Genomic DNA, 20,814 nt, shown 5'->3' with positions numbered 1-20,814 from the left:
CACTTTATTTTGACCTCTTTCACTCTTTATAGCCAATTATAAGCGTGACGCTCTAATATTTTTGTGGTTGTAGGAACGCTTCGCTTAACCAACGACCAGACGGATTATTTTGCTCTCATAAAGGGAGTGGATCATATTAAATATTTGTTAAGCTTCATGCTTTTGTGCTAACATTGAAATTATCAAACTGAAATTTATGAAATTTTTCATCGGTCTTCATTATGAATTACTTCAAATTTCTATTTGGTTTTTGTTGGCAAAAAAGGCTCTTGCTTACCATCTTCTGCTACTTTATTACGCCAGTATTATTCTCTCAGACTTTTAAAAAAGAGGAAGAAATCCAACAATCAAATTTTACGCTACAACCAGACGCTACTTTTCGGTTGTTGAAAGAAAAATATACTAAAGCCAATGAGCAGAAAGATGCCGTACAGGCAGGTATTTACTTGCAACAAATGGGACAAATCTGTTATCATTTTGGGCATTATCCGCAGGCTTTAGATTTCCATTTGCAAGCCGGTAAGCTATTCAAGGCGAATCAGAAGAAAGATTTATTGGCAGAAAACTTAAATGATTTAGGAGTTTTGTATTACTATAATCGTCAGCGAAATCTTGCTCGCCAACATTACGACGAAGCTTTTGCTATTTATAAAAGTACTCGCAACGATTTGGGTATGGCGAATACTTTAGGCAAGATTGGTCAATTATATGAAAAACAGCAGAAGTACGATAGTGCTTTTACCTATCAGCGACAAGCGATGAGCCATTACCAAAAAATCAATAATCGTCAAGGAATGTCAAAGATTTATGAAAATATAGGAAGTATTTATGAAGATTTAGCACGCTACGATTCGGCTTATTTTTATTATCAGCAAGCCTTTTTAACCAATCTGAAAACTAAAAATCACATTGCTCAAATTGAAGTGCTGAATAATTTGGGCGATGTTTTGAGGAAAACAGGAAAGCTAAAAGATGGTTTAGTATATTCAAAAAAAGCCTTGGATTTGGCTTTAGCTTCTAAGGAAACGTATCAATTATCGGGTGCTTACCGTGACATTGCCAAAGCCTATAATTTGATGGGACGCAACGACAGTGCTTTTCATTATTTAGAATTAAGTCGAAAAACGGCTTTGGATATTTACGACGAAAACAGCAATAAACAACTGGCTTTGCTACAAGTGATGTACGACATTACGAAAAAAAACAATGAAATAGAGCAACTAAACAACGCCCGAAAAACAAACCAAATTATTGGTTTTGCCATTGGAATCGTTACGATTTTGTTGGCAGCTTTGGCAACGGTTATCATCAGTCGCCAGCGTTTGAAAATCAAGAGCGAAAGAGTGTTGAATGAAGAAAGAAACCATGTGTTTGAAACGCAAAAAGCCTTGATGGAAGTAGCTTTACGCAACAAAGTATTGGAAGAAGAAAACCTAAAAAACCTTTTGGAAATCAAAACAAAAGAATTGAGTTCGCATACGCTACACGTGATTCAGAAAAATCAACTGCTTGAAAAACTCTATCACCGATTAGAAGAAATGATCAAAGACGACCGCCGAGACCCCAAACGTCAGCTTCGACAAATCATGCAGGAAATCAACCAAAGTTTTAATCACGACCAGTATTGGGAGGAGTTTCGAGGAATTTTTGAACAAGTACATCAAAGCTTTTTTGATAAACTTAAAGCTACTTCCGAGAACCTTACGGCAAACGATTTACGATTGATTGCTTTGCTAAAAATGAATCTTACTTCTGCGGATATTTCTTCGCTCTTGGGCATTTCTCAAGATAGTTTAAGAGTAGTTCGCTACCGATTACGAAAGAAACTAAACCTTGCTCAAGGCGATAGTCTTTCGGCATTTATTCAAGCTTTATAAGTACTTAACGATTCAGAAATGTAACGGTAACAATTTAATAATGTATCGAAGATGTATCTTTATATTATTGAAAATCAATGGTTTGTCTTTTATTTGTTACTCTTGTTGCCTTCTTGTTTATGGACTTTGTAACGCTGTTGCCTTTTTGTAACGCCCAAAATTTGTTTCTGTTCTGATTGTATTTGCACCTTTGCCTCATCAAAAAAACGAGTGCAAATAAATTTTTATTTCTCTTACGAGTAAAATATCAGCAAGCGAAATAAAGACAATACAAAGAAAATATGAACAGAATTTACAGCCTAATATATTGTTTTATCCTACTGTCATTTACCGCTTTTTCAGGAACATTTAGTGGAAAAGTAATCGACAAAGAAACAGGAGAACCTTTGATTGGAGCGAATGTAAGATTGGATAAAAAAGGCTTTTATGATGCCACAGGTTTAGACGGTTCTTTTAGCATCAAGCAATTGCCAGCAGGGAAATATCAGGTAAAAATTAGCTATGTTTCATACCAGAGTATCACCAAAGAAATCACGATTGGCAAAGAAGACCTTTTTCTAAGCTTCAGTTTAGAACCCGATGCCAAACAGTCTTTGAGTGAAGTAGTCGTAAGAGCCAGTGCCGATAAATCGACCGAAAATTCTGCTCGTTTTTCAGAACGAAAAGCCAATCAGTTGATGAATATTATTTCGGGAAGAGCCATTGAAATTTCACCAGATTTGACGGTAGCGAATTTAATCCAAAGAGTATCGGGCGTGTCTATTGAACGAAATAGCAATGGCGACGGACAATACGCCATTTTGCGAGGCATGGACAAACGTTATAATTATACTTTGGTGAACGGCATCAAAATTCCGAGTCCCGACAATAAGTATCGTTATGTGCCTTTAGATATTTTTCCTTCAGAATTGTTAGGACGATTAGAAGTATTCAAAACCTTAACGCCTGATTTAGAAGGTGATGCTGTTGGCGGTGTGGTAAATATGGTGATGAAAGACGCACCAAATCAGTTAGAAATCAAAGGAAATTTGGCAGGCGGTTACAACGAATTGTTTATGAATCGTGATTTTACAAGCTTCAATGCCAGTCAGATTCAGCAATTATCGCCTTATGAATTAAACGGAAATACTTATTCAGCCACAGCAAAAGATTTTCCGAAAGGAACACTAACACTTCAAACCAAAAAACCTATTCCAAACCTTGTAGGCGGATTCTCTATCGGAAACCGCTTCCTACAAAATCGTTTGGGCGTAATTTTAGCAGGCAGTTTTCAGAATACTTACCGTGGAAGTAATAGCAAATTTTATTCTTCAACGGTGTATGATACCGAAAGAACGTCAAGAATTACCAGTTTGGCAGAACGCCAATACTCCGAGCGTCAGGAGCGTTTGGGTTTGCACGCTAAAATTGATTTTCGTTTGAACGAAAACAATAAAATTCAATGGTACAATGCCTACATGAATTTGCTGAACGAACAATTGCGTGATACCAAAACCACAGAATACTCTTCGGGCGGTTATGACCCCGAAAAAGGAAATGCAGGCTTAACTTTCAGCATTCGTTCAAGAGTAACGCAACAGCAAATCTTCAATAGTACATTGCAAGGAACGCACCAATTAGCAGAAAAATTAAAATTCAATTGGTCGGCTGTGTATTCTACGGCCTCAAACCAAACGCCAGACAATACCAGTTTTAGTGTATTGGGCAAAAGAGAAAATTTTGTAGAAACGAAAATCTATCCACAACAAAGTAGCCGACGCTGGGAACACAACGACGACCGAGATTTAGCCACATATTTGAACCTTACTTATTTGAGTGCTTGGAAAGATAATCCGTTGGAAATCAGTACTGGTGTATTGTATCGAGATAAGCAAAGAAGTAATTTTTATAATAATTACATCCTACAACCTACCAATCTTTTGGCGGTTTACGGAAAAGATTTTAATAGCTACGACGAAGTAAATTTTACCGTTCAAAACCCAAGAGGAACAGTCGCTTCGGCCCTGAATTATGATGCTACTGAAAAAATTGCGGCAGCTTACGTAATGGCAAAATTGAATACAAAAGCTACGCAAATCATCGGTGGAATGCGGGTAGAACATACAGACCAAGGTTATCAAATGCTTTTTCCATTGGGCGAACTTCGTCCTTCGGGCAATCAGGTTTATACCGATTTTTTACCAAGTTTGAATATCAAACATAGCTTGAATAATTCTCAAAACCTGCGTACTTCTTATTTCCGTTCAATCAATCGTCCCGGATTTTTTGAAATAGTACCCGGAAAAGTCGTGAACGAAGAATTTCAAGAAAGAGGAAATCCAGATTTACAGCGTGCGATAGCGGATAATATTGATCTGCGATACGAGTACTTTCCCAATCCTTCAGACCAAGTAATGGCAGGGATTTTTTACAAGGCCATCAAAAATCCGATTGAATACACTTTGCAAGTAGATGAAACCCGTGGACAAGATGTTTTTTATACACCCGGCAATTTTGGCAATGCCAATAATTATGGCTTTGAATTAGATGTAATTAAGTATTTCAAAAACTTCGGAATCAAAGCGAATTATACTTATACCAACTCTTCTATCACTACCAAAAAGAATATCAGAGTGCGTGATAGTGCAGGCAATTTGAGTGCTATTTCTGTTAATCAAACTCGTCCACTTTACGGGCAGTCGGAACATATCGGCAATTTTTCTTTACTCTATAAAAATAATAAAACAGGCTGGGATGCCCAGTTGGCGGCGTCGTACACAGGCGAGCGTATCAATACCGTTTCGCAGTTTTTAGACAATGATTTATGGCAAGAAGCCTTCATCCAAATGGATTTTTCGGTAGAAAAAAAGCTGAATAACCGCTGGGTGATTTTTGCCAAAGCCAACAATTTATTGAATACGCCCATGCGAGTTTTCATCAAAAATACCAATCCCGTAAACAACAATATTCCAGACCAAGCCAACAGCAATGGCAAAACTTTGATTCGAGAAGACTATTACCAGAGGAGTTATCTAATCGGCATAAAATTCAAATACTAATTCAAAAATTTTAACATCAAATTTTATCATGAAAAATTCAAAAATGTTTGTGGGCATCATGTTATTGATGACCTTGTTCGCTGCGTGCAGTAAAGACGACAACACAACGCCAGTAGTGGAACAAACCGTAACAGGTGAAGTATCAGGAACTTGGACAAAAGGTTCTATCATTCAAGTAAAAACCGACATCATTATTCCAGCAGGAAAAAGTTTGACCATTGAAGAAGGCGTAACCGTAGTAATGGACACAACGGCAAAGCCAGAAGTAATTGTAAACGGTAATTTGTATGTGTTGGGAAGTACAGCCAATCCTGTAAAATTGACCGTTCCAGAAGGAGCAAGAATTGCCAAAAACAAATTTGGAAAACTTTGGGGCGGTATTTTAGCGTCAAAAACTTGTGCAGAATTGGTACTTAGCAATGCAATTTTGGAATATGGCGGAGCAGTAACGACCGAATCTTCTACTTCTGTAAAGCAAGGTTTATACAAAGCCGTTAGCGGTGAATTCGACCCAGCAATCTGGTTTTCAAATACGGCAGGAAAATTAGTCATGCAAAATTCAATCGTTCGTTACTGGAAAGACGACTGTACTTATTTGGAAGGCGGAAGCATCATTTTTACCAATAATACTTTCCATACAACGGGCGAAAGTGGTGGCGAGGCAATCAATATTAAATCGGGTTGCGTGGCTGATGTGGCTTATAATTTGATTTACAGCACCAACACAAACGCCTTGAAATTATCAAATTCTGGCGACCGCACGCCACAAGCTTACGTGGTGGCTTACAACAATACGATTGTAAACACAGGTTGGAGAAGACCAACGATTAAAGGCGGTTCTATTTGGTTAGAGGCAAGTGTACGTGCTGATTTGTACAATAATTTGATGGCAAATACTCGTTTCGGTATCAAAAGAGATGTGAAAAAACCAGAAGACAATCGTTCTATCGTAAGTAATTCATTGTATTACGGTTACACGCAAGAAGGAGTAAACCAATTCCAACCAAGTACTGAAATTTTAGCAGGTAAAAATGATGTAATTGGTACAAAAGCGGGTGATAACGACCCTAAATTTGTGAATTATCCAGTGAATACTGATAGCTACAATGCAGACTTCTCGACTGCTTGGGATTTCCATTTAACAACAGGTTCGCCAGCTTTGAACAAAGGAATTACTACTTTCACCAGAAATTTCAAAGACGGTATTACGATTAACGGACAAACTTACAAATCACCAGAACCAACTTCATATATTGGTGCTTTTGGAACGAAGTAGTTGTGAGTTAGTGAGTTGTGAATTAGTTAGTTAGTGAGTTGTGAATTGGTAAATTAGTGAATAGAGGTTTAATTATCTTTTAGAAACATTCACTAATTCGCAACTCACTAACTAACAATTAAAAGAAGAGATAAATAATGAATCATCGGTTTTTAAGTATTTTATTCCTTGGCTTTTCGCTTACTGCTTGTAAACAAGTGGCAGTACAAACAAAAAATAATAACAGCGAACAGCAGATTATACAGCCTACTTTTATTACTGAACCTGTAAAACACGATACCGACGACCCAGCTGTTTGGATTAATCCACAAGATGCCAGCAAAAGTCTGGTGATTGGGACAGATAAAGACATCGACGGAGCTTTGTATGTGTATGATTTACAGGGAAAAATTCAAGAAGATAAAGTAGTTCGTAACCTGAAAAGACCTGATAATGTGGACATTGAGTATGGTTTGAAACTCAATAACAAAGCCACAGACATTGCAGTAACGACAGAGCGTTTTACCCACAAACTCCGAATTTACGCTTTGCCAGACATGAAACCCGTTGACAACGGAGGCATTGAAGTTTTTGAAAACGAAACAGGAGCAGAGTACCGTGATTTGATGGGTATTGCTTTATACAAAAATAAAGTAGGGCAAATCTATGCGATTGTCGGAAGAAAATCTGGGCCAACTGATGGTACTTATCTTTGGCAATATTTGTTGGAAGACGACGGAAAAGGACAAGTAAAAGCTACTTTAGTAAGAAAATTTGGAGCTTATAGTGGCAGAAAAGAAATAGAATCTATTGCCGTTGACGACGAATTGGGCTATATCTATTATTCCGACGAAGGCGTTGGCGTAAGAAAGTATTTTGCCGAACCTTCAAAAGGAAATCAGGAATTGGCTTTGTTTGCCACCACAGGTTTTACCGAAGACCACGAAGGCATTTCTATTTATCAGACTTCCCAAAAGAAAGGCTATATTTTGGTTTCAGACCAAGGAGCAAACCAATTTCATATTTTTCGCAGAGAAGGAACAGATCAAAATCCACACGAACATACTTTATTGAAAGTAGTAAAAGTAAAAGCCGTACAAAGCGATGGCTCAGAAGTAGTGTCTGTACCTTTAAACAGTACTTTCAAAAAAGGATTATTCATCGCCATGAGCGACGACCGTACTTTTCATTTCTACAAATGGGAAGATATTGCAGGAAAGAAATTGAAATAAATGTGGAGTTTTGAGTGCGGAATGATGAATGACAATACATTGTACACATCATTCTGTACTCAAAACTCAGCATTTAATTTTTATTCACATTCACCCTTCTATGAGCTTGTAGCAGGAACGCAACGTTGTCCATCATGTTCAACATTTCCTCAATTTCAGCTTCTTTCAGTAAAATATAGTAATTCATTAGCGGTGTCCGCAACATTACTTCTTTGCCATGCGAAGTATAAAAATCGTGGACACCGATTCTCTTTTCTAACATATCTTGAAAAGCTCCAAATTCAAATTCGTTAAAAATAAATAAAGAGTTTTTATAGGCAAGATTATATTTTTTACAGCATGGACAATAACCAATATATCCGTTTGTATTTGCAGTTAATGTCTTGAAATCGTGTGAGTTTTCCATAAAATAGACTTATCAAGAAAAATGGAAGGTTTTAAGTTAAAAAATCTGACATCCCAAATCCGAACATCCGAAATTTAAGAAAAACCGCCGTCGCAGAGCAACGGCAGTTTATGAAGAGAGCGATGCCTTTTACTCCCTTACTGAGCGCTAAATGTATTGTATTACTTATTGATTCTAAGATAGTTTCTCGCACTGATAGCCCAGACCTACAAGGGCATTAATGATTTTTTCACAAGGTGTAAAAGGTTCAGATACAATTTTTAACACTTTGTTTACATCATGAAAGTCAATGTTGAAATTGCTAATTCCTACCGACTTGAGTGCGTCCCAAATGGCTTGAATACCAATAGGAGAGCTAATGTTTGTTTTAAACGCTAATGTTTCCATCTGTTTTTATTGTTTAGGAGTTAAATACAAGTCCTTCAAAAATATTCTGAGGACAGCCACAAGTAAGTATGAGTGCTGAATTATGAACTTAAAATATTGACTTTTAGATAATTGCAATATTTGTAAATCCAATGAAATGCTGCACAACTACTTAATTTTGGCTAATTATTGTACAAAATGGTGATAGACATTGGTCATAAAAACGGTTTTTTGTTGATTTCATGCAAAAGCATGAATTGAAAACATCATAAAATTGTGTTGTTTTGGCTGAATTACGGTACTTATTTGTAAAAACAGTCCTGAAAATCAAGACTGTTTTGAGATATATGAACGAAAAGAATTCAGCACATTACTTTATTTAATAATCTATTGATTGGAGGTTTTGAAACCCACTTTGCAATTAAAGTGAGCCTCAAAATGCCTCCGAATTCAGGTTTAGGGTATTTATCAGTATTGTATAATTGCCCGAAAGCACAAATCATTTCAAGCTTTATTATGAATAACATTGGGTTCGTATAGATATATACGTTCAATATCTTCAAGTTATAAAATTCAAATTCCTCAAGTCACAAAAAAATCTTACATCAACTTCTTCCTCAAGTCTCAAATAATAAACTCTTGCATCTTGTTTCTTGCTTCTAATGTCAACCTCAAGTCCTAAAGTCCTCAATCTTCAAGTCTCAGAAGTACAGAACAAAGGTAATAGTTTATTTAGAATAATTCCAAATAAAAAGGTAAATTATTTTGATTTAGTCTAAATAAGAACAATATTTGCAGTGTCAAATCAGAACCGACAAACCATATTTTTTTAATCCTTATTTTAAAATATCATGAAAAAACAATTATCAAAACACGTTATTCGTCTGATATTCAGTAGTGTTTTAGTACTCCATAGCGTATTTTCGTTTGCTCAGAACACAGCAACAGTAAAAGGAAAAGTATTTACAAGTGACGGAAAAGCAGCAGAATTTGTAAACGTATCGTTGAAAGGCACAAACAAAGGCGTAGTAGCAGACGAGAACGGTTATTATGAAATTAAAGAGATAAAACCCGGAAAATACATTGTACAAGCAAGCTTTGTAGGTTTGGAAGCTCAGAAAGAAAGTGTAACACTTGCGGCAGGAGAAAGTAAAGAACTCAATTTTACTTTAATAGAAGATAGCAAACAACTGAAAGAAGTCGTGGTGGTATCGAACCCGAGCAAGTATGTAACTGATTATCCGTCTATTTCACTTCGTTTGAAAACACCTTTATTAGAACTTCCGCAGAATATTCAGGTAGTTACGGCACAAGCATTAAAAGACCAACAGATTTTTGATATGTCCGAAGGCGTTACTCGTAATGTAAGTGGTGCGTCACGTTCAGAACATTGGGAAACTTACGCCCGTATTGTGATGCGTGGTTCAAGAATCGCCGCTTTCAGAAATGGTATGAATGTAACCGAAACTTGGGGGCCACTCACAGAAGATATGAGTATGGTAGAACGCATCGAAATCGTAAAAGGTCCAGCAGGTTTTATGCTTGCCAGTGGCGAACCCAGCGGTTTTTATAATGTAGTAACCAAAAAACCAACAGGGATTACTAAATCAGAAATTGGCATGACGGTCGGTAGTTTCGGAACGTACCGAAGTACCGCAGATTTTGATGGAAAATTGAGTAAAGATGGTAAAATACTGTATCGTTTGAACCTAATGGGACAAATGAAAGGTACTCATCGCAATTTTGAATATAACAATAGAGTTTCGATAGCTCCTGTGATTAAATACCAAATCAATCCGAATACTTCACTAACTGCCGAATATACTTATCAAGGCGTTGAGATGTCGCCAATTGGTTCTGCTTATGCTTTTTCAGCAAAAGGAATCAGCGATTTACCGTATAATTTCACCACTTTAGAACCCAATTTAAAACCAACGACGATCAAAGACCAATCTTTGTTCCTAACGCTTTCGCATAGCATTAATGCCAATTGGAAATTTACGGGACAATTAGCGTACTTGCATTACGACCAAGTAGGACAAAGCCTTTGGGCATCGGGCTTTAGTGGCGATACTTTAAAAAGAACGACTTCTATTTGGGATATTTTAGGAGAAACAAAAGTTGGGCAATTCTTTTTGAATGGAGATGTAGAAACAGGAAGCGTCAAGCATCGTATTTTGGCAGGAATTGACATGGGAAATAAAGACTATTATCACGACTGGGCTCAAGCGGGTGTTATTGGTAATCTGAATGTGTATAATCCTGTTTATGGACAAGTGGCTTCTAAAGACTATCCAACATTCGACCGTAGTTTAGACATCCGTGAGCGTGGAGTACATTATAACAATAGCTACACAGCATTTTATGCACAAGATGAAATCAGATTTTTGAATGATAAATTACGTTTTACCTTAGCAGGACGCTACACAACAACCAATGATACTGACCCTTATTCTGGAACAGTTGGAGTAAGTAAATTTACGCCAAGAGCAGGTTTGAGTTATTCAATCGACAAAAGTACAAGTGTGTATGCTGTTTATGACGAAGCCTTTATTCCACAAGCTGGCGGTACTTATGAAGGAAAGAAATTTGACCCAATCATCGGCGATAATAAAGAAATTGGTCTAAAAAGAGAATGGTTGAATGGTCGCTGGACGGCATCGGTTGCGGCTTATAAAATCACTAAAAATAATGTGTTGACAGAAGACCCTAATCATTTATACTTTTCTATTCAGTTAGGACAAACACAAACACAAGGTTTAGAATTTGACTTAAGAGGACAAGTGCTTGAAGGCTTGGAACTTACGATGAATTATGCCATTACGGATGCCAAAGTAACGAAAGACACAGACGGCTCGCAGGTAAGCAGACAAGTACCGGGAACAGACAAATATATTTTTAACACTTGGTTGAAGTATCGTTTTCAATCGGGGAAAGCAAAAGGTTTGGGCTTATCATTTGGCGTACAGCATTTAGCAGGAAGAACCAATTGGTACGGAGCTTACAACAAAGCCGTTGACCCTACAATGCCAAACTACACTCGTTTTGATGGAGCAGTATCGTATCAGTTTGATAAATTCGGGATAGCCTTGAACGTTAATAATCTTTTCAATACTTATCTAATCACAGGAGGTTCATATTACGCTTGGAACAATTATTATTACTCACAAACAGAGGCTTTGCGTAATGCGAGATTGAGTATTAATTATAGGTTTTAAGACAGAATTATAAAAAAGGATTGATGACTCTAAGACGATTTTCAATATCAAGGGTAATAATACCATTATTCATATTGATTATATACTTTATGAGAGAGTATATATCGAGGTTGAAAGTAATAATGTATCTATCTGATTTGATGAATGTTAATGCAATGTTTTTCTCTGTGGTAATGATGTTAGTACCACTTCTTTTTCTTCAAAAGAAAAATCGAGGATGGAATATATTTCTTTTCGTTTCCTTGTCAGTGGTAATGTACTTCAACTTTAAAAAGTAAACCAAGATATTAGTGTCAACTGCAATTTTATTCATCGTCGTAGTTATTGGCTTCATCTCTATTGAATTTAAAGTTGCTTAAATCTACTCTTAAATCAGCAAGAGAATCTGTAAGCTTTTGCATTTTCTCCATGCGATTAACATTGCTATTTTGTTTTTCTTCAATCTCAAAAGCAATGACTTCTACTTGTTTTCCAATCATCTCATCAGGAAGATTGAGGGTATAAGTATTTTGAGTGGGTACAATGATTTCTCTGATAAGTTCCATATCAATTGTTGGTTTTGAATCCTAATCAAATATAGTAAGACTGTATGCAAAATTTTAAAAAAATCATCGGAAAGATTCACCTTTGGCTTGGGCTTGCGTCGGGTATTGTGGTGTTTGTTGTTTCTATTACGGGTTGTTTGTATGCTTTTCAAGAAGAAATACAAGACTTTTCTCAGCCTTTTCGCTTTGTGGAAGCTCAGAACAAAGCTTTTTTAGCACCCTCAAAATTAGAAGCAATTGCCAAAAAAACTTTGCCAAAAAAACAGCTTCATGCTATTATGTACTCGGCAAAGGAACGAGCAGCTCAGGCTATTTTTTATCATTACGAACCGTCCTATTATTACATTATTTACTTAAACCCTTACACGGGTGAAGTGCTGAAAGTAAAAGATATGGATAGGGATTTTTTTAGAATTGTACTCGTCGGGCATTATTATTTGTGGCTTCCGCCAACTATTGGTCAGCCAACGGTGGCGATTTCAACCTTAGTTTTTGTCGTACTCTTGATTTCGGGTATCATTTTATGGTGGCCAAAAAACGAAAGTGCCGCCAAGCAACGTTTCTGGTTTCGCTGGAAAAGTACGACCAAATGGAAACGGAAAAATTATGATTTACACAATGTATTAGGTTTTTATTCCGCTTGGATTGTGCTGATTATTGCTTTAACGGGTTTAGTTTGGGGCTTTCAATGGTTTGCCAATTCGGTTTATTGGCGTTTGGGAGGCGAAAAATCGACCGTTTTTTCAGAAGTGTATTCGGATATAAAACAGAAATCACACTTAACGGCACAATCGCCAGCCATTGATAGAATTTGGCAGAAAATGTTGGTAGAACATCCCGACGCTAAAACGATGGAAGTGCATATTCCCGAATCAGATTCTGCTTCAATAAATGTCAATATTAATACTGAAATAGGAACAAACTGGAAAATTGATTACCGATACTTCGACCAATATTCTTTGAAAGAATTATCTGTCAATCATCTTTATGGCAGATTTCACGAAGCAAAATTGGCTGATAAAGCTATCCGAATGAATTATGATATTCACGTAGGAGCAATTTTTGGTTTTGCAGGCAAAGTACTTGCTTTTTGTGTGAGCTTGGTCGCTGCAAGTTTGCCTATTACAGGCTTTTATATTTGGTGGGGTAGAAGGAAGAAGAAAAATGGGAATAATGAAAAACAAATATCATTAAAAGAAAAAATGAATGTTTAAATCAACGTCGTCCACAGTTTTTATGGACGACGTTCGTTTTAATATTACACCGTAATTTTTCCTTGATACTTGGCAATGGTCATCAATAAAGATGGAAGTAATACCAAGTTTGTTACCATAGCTACCAACAAAGTAATCGACACCATTACGCCCATTGCCGCTGTGCCACCGAAGCTTGAAACGGCAAAAATTGAAAATCCACAGAAAAGAATAATGGCGGTATAAACCATACTTAGTCCTGTGCCAAAAATACTCTTGGTAATGGCTTGCGAAATGCTATTGCCATTTTGTAATTCCTGACGATACCTTGTGAGGAAATATACCGTTCCGTCTGAGGCAATTCCGAAAGTAATGCTAAACACTAAAATCGTTGAAGGCTTGAAGTGAATATCCCAAAAGCCCATCAAGCCCGCTGTTAATGCCAAAGGAATCAAACAAGGAAGTTTTGATAAAATAATAACGGGAATAGAACGGAATAGCACCATTCCTACAACGGCAATTAAGCCAATGGCAATTAATAAACTTTCGTATAGATTAGAAAGTAAGTAATCGTTACTTTTCAAGAATACCAAACTATGTCCTGTTAAGCTTACTTTATACTCTTTTGGGTCGAAAATTTCATCTACTTGCGGGCGAATTTCGTCCATCAGTTCTTTGATTCGTACAGAACCTACGTCTGCCATTTGGAAACTGATACGAGTAATTCTTTTGTCTTCACTCAAAAAAGCCTTGAATTGTTTACTTGAAGCACTGCCATTTTGCAAGTACTCAGTCAGTTTTGAAAGCTCCAACACATTGGGCAAAACGTAGTATTTACCATCGCCACCTCGGTAAGATTGATACAAAAATCGAGTAGCTTCTACAATCGACAAAGGTCTTGAAAACTCTTTATAAGCTCTCATTTTGTTTTGTAGGGCTTTGATTTTGTATAAAGTTTGAGCTTGGTTGGCAAAAATTCCATTCGGTTTTTTGGTGTCAATCATAATTTCAAAAGGTAAAACGCCATTGAAATTTTTCTCGAAGAAACGTAAATCGCTGTAAATCGGGTCGTTTTTGGGTAAATCATCTACCACGTAGCCAATCACTTGTATTTTAGTAATACCATAAGCCGAGATAAGTACTACCACCAAAACCACGGCATAAATGGCATTACGCTGATTGTGTACCAAATAATTGATTTTAGACAAAAAGCTATTGATCCATTTTACTTCTAAATGTTTTAAATGGCGAGCTTTCGGCAAGCCCATATAAAACAACATATTGGGAATCAGTAATATACAAAGTAGATAAGTAATCATCACGTTGAGGGCTGCGATAACCCCAAATTCTACTAAAAGGCTACTATTGGTAAAGTAAAAAACACCAAAACCAATGGCGGTGGTTACGTTTGCCAAGAAGGTTGACAAGCCAATGCCCGTAATCATATTTTGCAAAGCAAGCTCTTTGTTACCATGCTGGATGAGTTCGGCTTGGTATTTATTGATTAAGAAAATGGCATTTGGTACGCCAATGACAATTAAGAGTGGCGGAATTAAGCCTGTCAGAATGGTGATTTTGTAGCCTAATAATTGGAGCGTTCCCAAAGAAAAAATTACGCCAATAAGTACTACAAAAATTGAAAGTAAGGTAAAACGTACCGAACGGAAGAAAAACCACAGAATCAGACCCGTCATTAAAATTGCCAATCCCATGAAAAGTTTCATTTCTTTTGAAACCTTCAACATCGTTGCGGTACGAATGAATGGCATTCCTGAAAAGTGTAATTCAGTTTGATTTTTTACCGAAAAATCGGTCGCTAATTTTTTGATTTGATTAACAATCCCGATTCTTTTCGCCGAATTCAAGAATTTATCATTGAAAGTAATCGCAATTAATGATGAATTATTTTCATGATTAATGACCATGCCTTCGTAGAATTTCAGGTTGGCTATTTTTTGCTCAAGCGAATCTAATTGTACTTGTGTATGAATGGCTTTGCTGTCGATTGGTACTACTTCAAATTTCTTAAGTGCATCATTTCGCCTTAATTCATACAAATTGGCAACCGAAATAATGTTTTTGATACCTTCCAAACGCTTAATATCTTCGATAAGCTTAACAAGGTTTTTGTACTTTTCTATTTCAAAAAGTTTTGGCGACTGCCAACCGATTACCATAATACTGCCGTCTTCGCCGAACCTCTTACGGAAATCTTGATACTCTTTTTCGATGGGGTCATAAGCAGGAAGGATTCGAGCGATTTCATACGAAAGCTCGATTTTACTTGCCTGATAACCCATAAAAGCGGTGGATGAAATGATAATACCAATCCATAAAATACGGTATTGGATAACGAGCTTGGCAATTGAATTCCACATAATGATGATAGTTTTTGAATCTCTGTGATGTCAACAAGATGATTCTTACCTGTAAAAACACAGGTTTAAGTAAGGGTATTGATTAAGATTTGTGAACGATAAGTGATGAGCTTTTTGCAAAACATTATTATTCAATGTTTTAATTTCATAACGCTATCGTTTTTTGTAATGCCTACTTAGCTAAACGAAAATAGTATTGAAAATAGATGATTTTCAAATTAAACGTTCTTTAAATAGACTTTGCGAAGGAAGTCAAGGGGCATTTTTAGCGATAAAATGCTCAAATAAGATTTGAAAAAATGGATATTTAAAACAGGCTTGCCCTTCAAATACAAAGGTTAAAGGCTTATCATTTCGCAGAACATTAATACAAGTAAAAAAAGTGGGCTGAGGCTGGTTTGCATCAAGTTCGACGCTTAATCGAATACTTGAACTGAGGTTTTGTTGTTCGCTTGGACTTTCAATTTTGCATTTATTTCGTCCGAAATGATGGGCTTGTTTTACCGAAAGCGTTCTTCCATAAATAGAAAACACGAGTGTAAGACACATTAAAAATGTGCAAATAAAGCGTGTTATGAAAGATTTTTTTTGCATATCAGAATGCAAAAATACGGTGTTTTTTTGACTTTAGGACTTTAAGACTTGAGGATTTTTGGACTTTAGGATTTTGTTTTTGTGACTTTAAGACTTGGAGACTTTAGGACTTTAAGACTTTAAGACTTTAGGATTTTATAACCAAATGGTTTTATTCTTCTAATCAATCCTCAAATCTTTTAATTTTTCCTCAAGTCCTCAAGTCCCCAAATCCTCAAGTCCAAAAAAAATCACTTCTTAACCTTCACCTCCGAGCCTTCTCTGATTTCTTCTGTGGCTACTTTTACTAATTGGTCGCCTTCTGATAGTTCTCCGTAGATTTCTATTTTTCCGTCGGCTTCTCTGCCTTTGCGTACTTCCACCCATTCAGCTATTCCATTCACGATTTTTACGACAAATACTTTTTCTGGAGCATTCGCCACGGCTGCTTTGGGTACAACAAACGTTTTTTCAGTAGCAGGGAAAGTGATTTTTACTTCGGCAACCATGCCCGGCAAAAGCTTTTTGTGGCTATTATCAATATCCATTTCAATACGTTCCGAACGAAATTTACTGTCAATCGCACCTGCCAAACGGTTAATATTAGCCTTAAAAACTTCACTTGGTTGAGCTTTTACCGTAAAAGTAATGTCATTTTTATCGCCCAAATAAGAAGTATAAGCTTCTGGAATCAAGACGATTAGACGTAATTTCTTTTGGTCTTGTAAAGTAAACATTGGAAACTCTGAGCCTTTGCCCGAAGGCCCCACATAAGCACCAACGCTGATATTACGAGCCGTGATAATACCACTAAAAGGAGCTCTGATTTCTAAATAATTCTTGTTGTCGGCAATTTCTTTGTAGCTCGACTTAGCGGCTTCTAATTGTGCCAAATCTGCGTTTTTGCGTGCTAAAGCTTGGTCCAATTCATTCGGCGAAATTGTTCCTGCGGTTTTGCTGGTTTGTAAAAGACGTTCGTACAAGGCTTTACTTGCCGAATACATCGCTTCTTGAGATTGTAATCTTGAAGCCGCCGCCGACAACTGAGCAGAAAGTTCGGGAGCTTCCATCGTCACTAACAATTGTCCTTCTTTTACTTCTGAGCCTACATCTACATTCATTTTTTTTACGAAACTGTTTACTTTGGCGTATAAATCCACGCTATGTTTAGCGATTAATTCTCCCGGAATTTGGATTTTTGTGGACATCATGCCTTTTTCCAAAGTAAATACTTCTACGCTGTGAACAGTTGGCGTTTGTGTTTTTTCTTCTTTTTTACTTTCAGAAGAATCACAACTATTGAAAAAAATCGTGGTAGCGAACAAGCCAGCGACAGTAAATATTGATTTTATAGCTTTTGATTTCATGGTTGTATTTAACTGTTAGCTAATAGCTGTGAGCATTGAGCTAAAAGTTTTATTTTTTGTTGAAAGATTTTAATCACTCAATCACAATTCACTAATTCACTAATTTATTTTTTCATAGATCGTAGGAATATAATGTTTACTTTCTTTGTCTTCGGGGTCAAGAGAAACAGATTCGGTAGAAGTATTTTCTTGAAACCAAGCAAAAACTAAAGGAAGAATAATTAAAGCCGCAAAAGTTGAGGCTATCAATCCACCGATTACTGCACGAGCCAGCGGAGAAGTTTGGTCGCCACCTTCGCCTAAACCCGAAGCCATCGGAATCATCCCCACTACCATCGCTACGCTCGTCATTAAAATTGGGCGTACTCTCAAGGCAGCGGCTTCTTTGGCGGCTTCGAGGGCATTGCCTGTAATTTTTCGGAGTTGCTCGGCATTGGTAATCAATAAAACGGCATTGGCAATAGATACGCCAACCGACATGATAATGCCCATGTACGATTGTAAATTCAACGTAGAATTTGTCAGTCTCAACATCACTAAAGCCCCTAAAACCACAGCAGGAATCGTTGTGAGAATGACGATTGATACTTTGAAAGATTGGAAGTTTGCTGATAACATTAAGAAAATCACCACGATGGCTACTAAAAGTCCCGACTGTAAACTGTCTAACGTTTCTGTCAAAACTTTACTTAAACCAATAGGTTCAACCGTCAGTCCTCTTGGTAATTCTCCGAGCGAATCAATGGCTTTTCTTACGTCTTCGGTCGCTGTTCCTAAATCTTTTTTGTATAAATTGGCTGTTACCGAAAGTGTTGGCAAAGCTCCTAAATTATCGTTTTCGCCATAAATGGTATCTTGCTGAATGGTGGCTACATCGCCCAAAATCGGTCTTGTGGCATTTCTCTGTAAAGCAATTTCACCAATATCTTCTATGCTTGTCATTTTATTCTCAGGAATTTGTACTTGCACACTGTATGTAAGTCCTGATTTGGGGTCAATCCATACGCTTTTGTCAGTATAACGAGACGAAGAAGTTGAGGCTGTAAGTGTACGTGAAATATCATTCATATCTACACCCAATTGCGAGGCTCTAACTCTATCAATATCAATGCTAATGGCAGGATACTTGATGGGTTGCCCTAATTGTACGTCTCGTAAATAGTTGATTTCTTTGAGTTTAGCAATGAGTTTTTTGGCAAATTCTTCATTTGTTTTTTTACTTCTTCCTGCCAAACGTATTTCAATGGGCGTCGGCGAACCCTGACTTAGGATTTTATCCGTCAATTCTATTGGTTCAAAAGAAAGTTTCAAATCGGGCATGGTAGCTTTGATTCTCTTTCTGAAATCTTCTTTTAATTCTTCTAAATCAACCTTGAAGTGTTCGTTGAGTTGTACTTGTAAAACGGCTTCTTGCGGACCACTCATAAACAAATAAATCGGACTGGTAGAGAAAAGACCGGGGTGTTGCCCAACAAAACTTGAAGTAATAGAAATATTTTCTTTCCCTACCATTTTTTCAAGAATGGCAATGGATTGAATCAATTTTTGTTCGGTGCGTTCAATTCTTGTACCTTCTTTGGCACGCAACCGTACTTGGAATTGGCTACCATTGGTTTTGGGTAAAACGTCTCTTCCGATATTCGTTAAAAGTAAAATCGCTAATCCCGAAATCAAGACTAAGTAACTCACTACCAATACTTTTCTGTATGGAAATATTTTCTCTAAAAATCCTAAAAATGAATTTTTGAAACGGTCGAAAATACTTGGTTTGCTGGCAGGATGTTCTACAAAATGCTTTTTCTGTGTAATCTGATTGAATTCTGATTCAACGCTGATGTTAGAAGCAATAAAGTCTTCATTGTCAGGTAAATTGGTTTTGTGCGGATGTTCGTGACCTTTCATCAACCAATTTGCCATAATGGGAACAAAGGTTTGTGATAAAAGAAATGAAACTAACATTGAAAAACCAATCGCCAAAGCCAAAGGAAGGAACAAAGCTCCCGGAATGCCCGTCATGGTAAAAGCAGGAGCGAAAACCGCCAAAATACAGAAAAGAATCAGCAATTTCGGAAAGGCGATTTCCTGACAAGCGTCCCATATTGCTAAAGCTTTGGGTTTGCCAAGTGCTAAATGTTGGTGAATGTTTTCTATTGTTACAGTGGATTCATCAACCAAAATACCAATGGCTAAAGAAAGTCCACTCAAAGTCATAATGTTAATCGTCTGACCCGATAATTGTAAAAAGAGTACGCCTGCAATGATAGAAGTCGGAATCGTGAGGATTACAATCAAAGCTCCTCGGGCATCACCCAAAAAGAGTAGAACCATCAAGCCCGTTAAAATTGCCCCGATTGCACCTTCAGAAAGTAAACTTTTTACGGCATTGATTACATAAACCGATTGGTCGAATTCATAAGAAAGTGTAACATCTTCGGGCAATTGACTTTGGAGTTTGGGCAAAGCTTTTTTAAGATTCTGCACTACTTCCCAAGTAGAAGCCGTAGAAGATTTGGTAATTGCCAAGTAAACCGAACGTTTGCCATTAATCAAAGCATAACTTCCTGTAATATCGGCAGCGTCTTCTACTACGGCTACATCTCGCAAATATAAATTTTGTACGCCACCTTTAAACAAAGGGATTTTTTCAAAATCCTTTAGCCCTTTTATTGTCGTATTGGCTGGCGTCATATAATTATAGTCGCCAACACGGACATTCCCCGAGGGTGAACTTTGGTTATTCAAACGAATGGCTTCTACGATTTGGTCAACCGTTAAATTATGCGAACGCATCAATTCTGGGTCGGCTTTGATAACTACCGTTCGGACGTTTCCCCCAAAAGGTGCAGGCGAAATCAAACCCGGAATAGAACTAAAAGACGAACGCACATAAGTATTGGCAAGGTCGGATAATTCATTATTGGAACGAATCGGGCTACTGAGTACCAATTGCCCAACGGGTAAAGTAGAAGCATCAAAACGAATAATAAAGGGCGGTTGTGAACCAGGCGGAAAAATAGCTTGGGCCCTGTTGCTAAAAGCGGATACTTCTGCCACAGCCTGAGCCATATTTGTACCTTGATAAAAAGTAAGTTTCAACAAAGTGAGTCCTTGAATATTTTTGGTTTCGATACTCTTTACGCCCGAAACATACAATAAAAGGTTTACGTATTGTCGCCCAAAAAATGATTCCATTTGCGAAGGAGAGTATCCGCCGAAAGGGTGTGAAATATAAATCACGGGCATATTCATATCAGGGAAAATATCAATTTTGATATTTCGGATGGCATTAATTCCAAAGAATAATAAGCCCGCTACTAATACAAGTATCGTGATTGGTTTGCGTAAGGCTGTTTTGATTAAATTCAT

General features: G+C 37.1%; 13 protein-coding genes. 6 read left to right on the top strand and 7 right to left on the bottom strand.

All coding sequences use genetic code 11. From position 1 onward, the window contains the following. Positions 1-269 precede the first annotated feature (269 nt). From VB248_RS19065 to VB248_RS19050, 4 genes are all read left to right on the top strand, one after another. Positions 270-1,877, top strand: a complete 1,608-nt coding sequence (locus tag VB248_RS19065) for a tetratricopeptide repeat protein (RefSeq protein WP_323298417.1) — start codon at positions 270-272, stop codon at positions 1,875-1,877. A 281-nt stretch (positions 1,878-2,158) separates the two neighbouring features. Then, positions 2,159-4,915: a TonB-dependent receptor gene (locus VB248_RS19060; protein WP_323298416.1), complete on the top strand. Its 2,757-nt coding sequence runs from the start codon at positions 2,159-2,161 to the stop codon at positions 4,913-4,915. A gap of 28 nt (positions 4,916-4,943) precedes the next feature. Then, on the top strand, positions 4,944-6,191 hold the full coding sequence (locus VB248_RS19055) for a right-handed parallel beta-helix repeat-containing protein (RefSeq protein ID WP_323298415.1): 1,248 nt from the start codon (positions 4,944-4,946) through the stop codon (positions 6,189-6,191). A 137-nt stretch (positions 6,192-6,328) separates the two neighbouring features. After that, positions 6,329-7,402, top strand: coding sequence for a phytase (locus tag VB248_RS19050; protein ID WP_323298414.1), 1,074 nt, complete (start codon positions 6,329-6,331; stop codon positions 7,400-7,402). Positions 7,403-7,475: 73 nt separating this feature from the next. Here the strand turns inward: VB248_RS19050 and VB248_RS19045 are convergent, their stop codons facing one another. Then, positions 7,476-7,808 (bottom strand): DUF6686 family protein, encoded by a 333-nt coding sequence (locus VB248_RS19045; RefSeq protein WP_323298413.1) that lies wholly within the window; start codon positions 7,806-7,808, stop codon positions 7,476-7,478. A 174-nt stretch (positions 7,809-7,982) separates the two neighbouring features. Continuing rightward, positions 7,983-8,195, bottom strand: a complete 213-nt coding sequence (locus tag VB248_RS19040) for a hypothetical protein (protein WP_323298412.1) — start codon at positions 8,193-8,195, stop codon at positions 7,983-7,985. 830 nt (positions 8,196-9,025) lie between these two features. On the opposite strand from VB248_RS19040, the gene VB248_RS19035 reads away from it, so the two are divergent. Beyond that, positions 9,026-11,392, top strand: a complete 2,367-nt coding sequence (locus tag VB248_RS19035) for a TonB-dependent receptor (protein ID WP_323298411.1) — start codon at positions 9,026-9,028, stop codon at positions 11,390-11,392. A gap of 305 nt (positions 11,393-11,697) precedes the next feature. On the opposite strand, the gene VB248_RS19030 is transcribed toward VB248_RS19035, so the two are convergent. Next, positions 11,698-11,937 (bottom strand): hypothetical protein, encoded by a 240-nt coding sequence (locus tag VB248_RS19030; RefSeq protein WP_323298410.1) that lies wholly within the window; start codon positions 11,935-11,937, stop codon positions 11,698-11,700. A 44-nt stretch (positions 11,938-11,981) separates the two neighbouring features. Between VB248_RS19030 and VB248_RS19025 the strand changes: the two genes are divergently transcribed. Further along, positions 11,982-13,151 carry a PepSY-associated TM helix domain-containing protein gene (locus tag VB248_RS19025; RefSeq protein ID WP_323298409.1) on the top strand — a complete coding sequence of 390 codons (1,170 nt, stop codon included), beginning with the start codon at positions 11,982-11,984 and terminating at the stop codon, positions 13,149-13,151. A 44-nt stretch (positions 13,152-13,195) separates the two neighbouring features. Here the strand turns inward: VB248_RS19025 and VB248_RS19020 are convergent, their stop codons facing one another. From VB248_RS19020 to VB248_RS19005, 4 genes are all read right to left on the bottom strand, one after another. Next, positions 13,196-15,508, bottom strand: coding sequence for an efflux RND transporter permease subunit (locus tag VB248_RS19020; protein WP_323298408.1), 2,313 nt, complete (start codon positions 15,506-15,508; stop codon positions 13,196-13,198). Positions 15,509-15,760: 252 nt separating this feature from the next. Continuing rightward, positions 15,761-16,057, bottom strand: coding sequence for a hypothetical protein (locus tag VB248_RS19015; RefSeq protein ID WP_323298407.1), 297 nt, complete (start codon positions 16,055-16,057; stop codon positions 15,761-15,763). Between the two features lie 275 nt (positions 16,058-16,332). After that, complete coding sequence (locus VB248_RS19010; protein ID WP_323298406.1) at positions 16,333-17,448, bottom strand: efflux RND transporter periplasmic adaptor subunit; 1,116 nt, start codon at positions 17,446-17,448, stop codon at positions 16,333-16,335. Positions 17,449-17,547: 99 nt separating this feature from the next. Then, a complete protein-coding gene (locus VB248_RS19005; protein WP_323298405.1) occupies positions 17,548-20,814 on the bottom strand; it encodes an efflux RND transporter permease subunit in 3,267 nt (1,088 codons plus the stop codon).

The organism is Arcicella rigui, assembly GCF_034929435.1.
In the GTDB taxonomy this organism is placed as follows: domain Bacteria; phylum Bacteroidota; class Bacteroidia; order Cytophagales; family Spirosomataceae; genus Arcicella; species Arcicella rigui.
The sequence above is the reverse complement of the archived record's forward strand: the minus strand, read 5'-3'. Positions and strand labels throughout refer to the sequence as shown.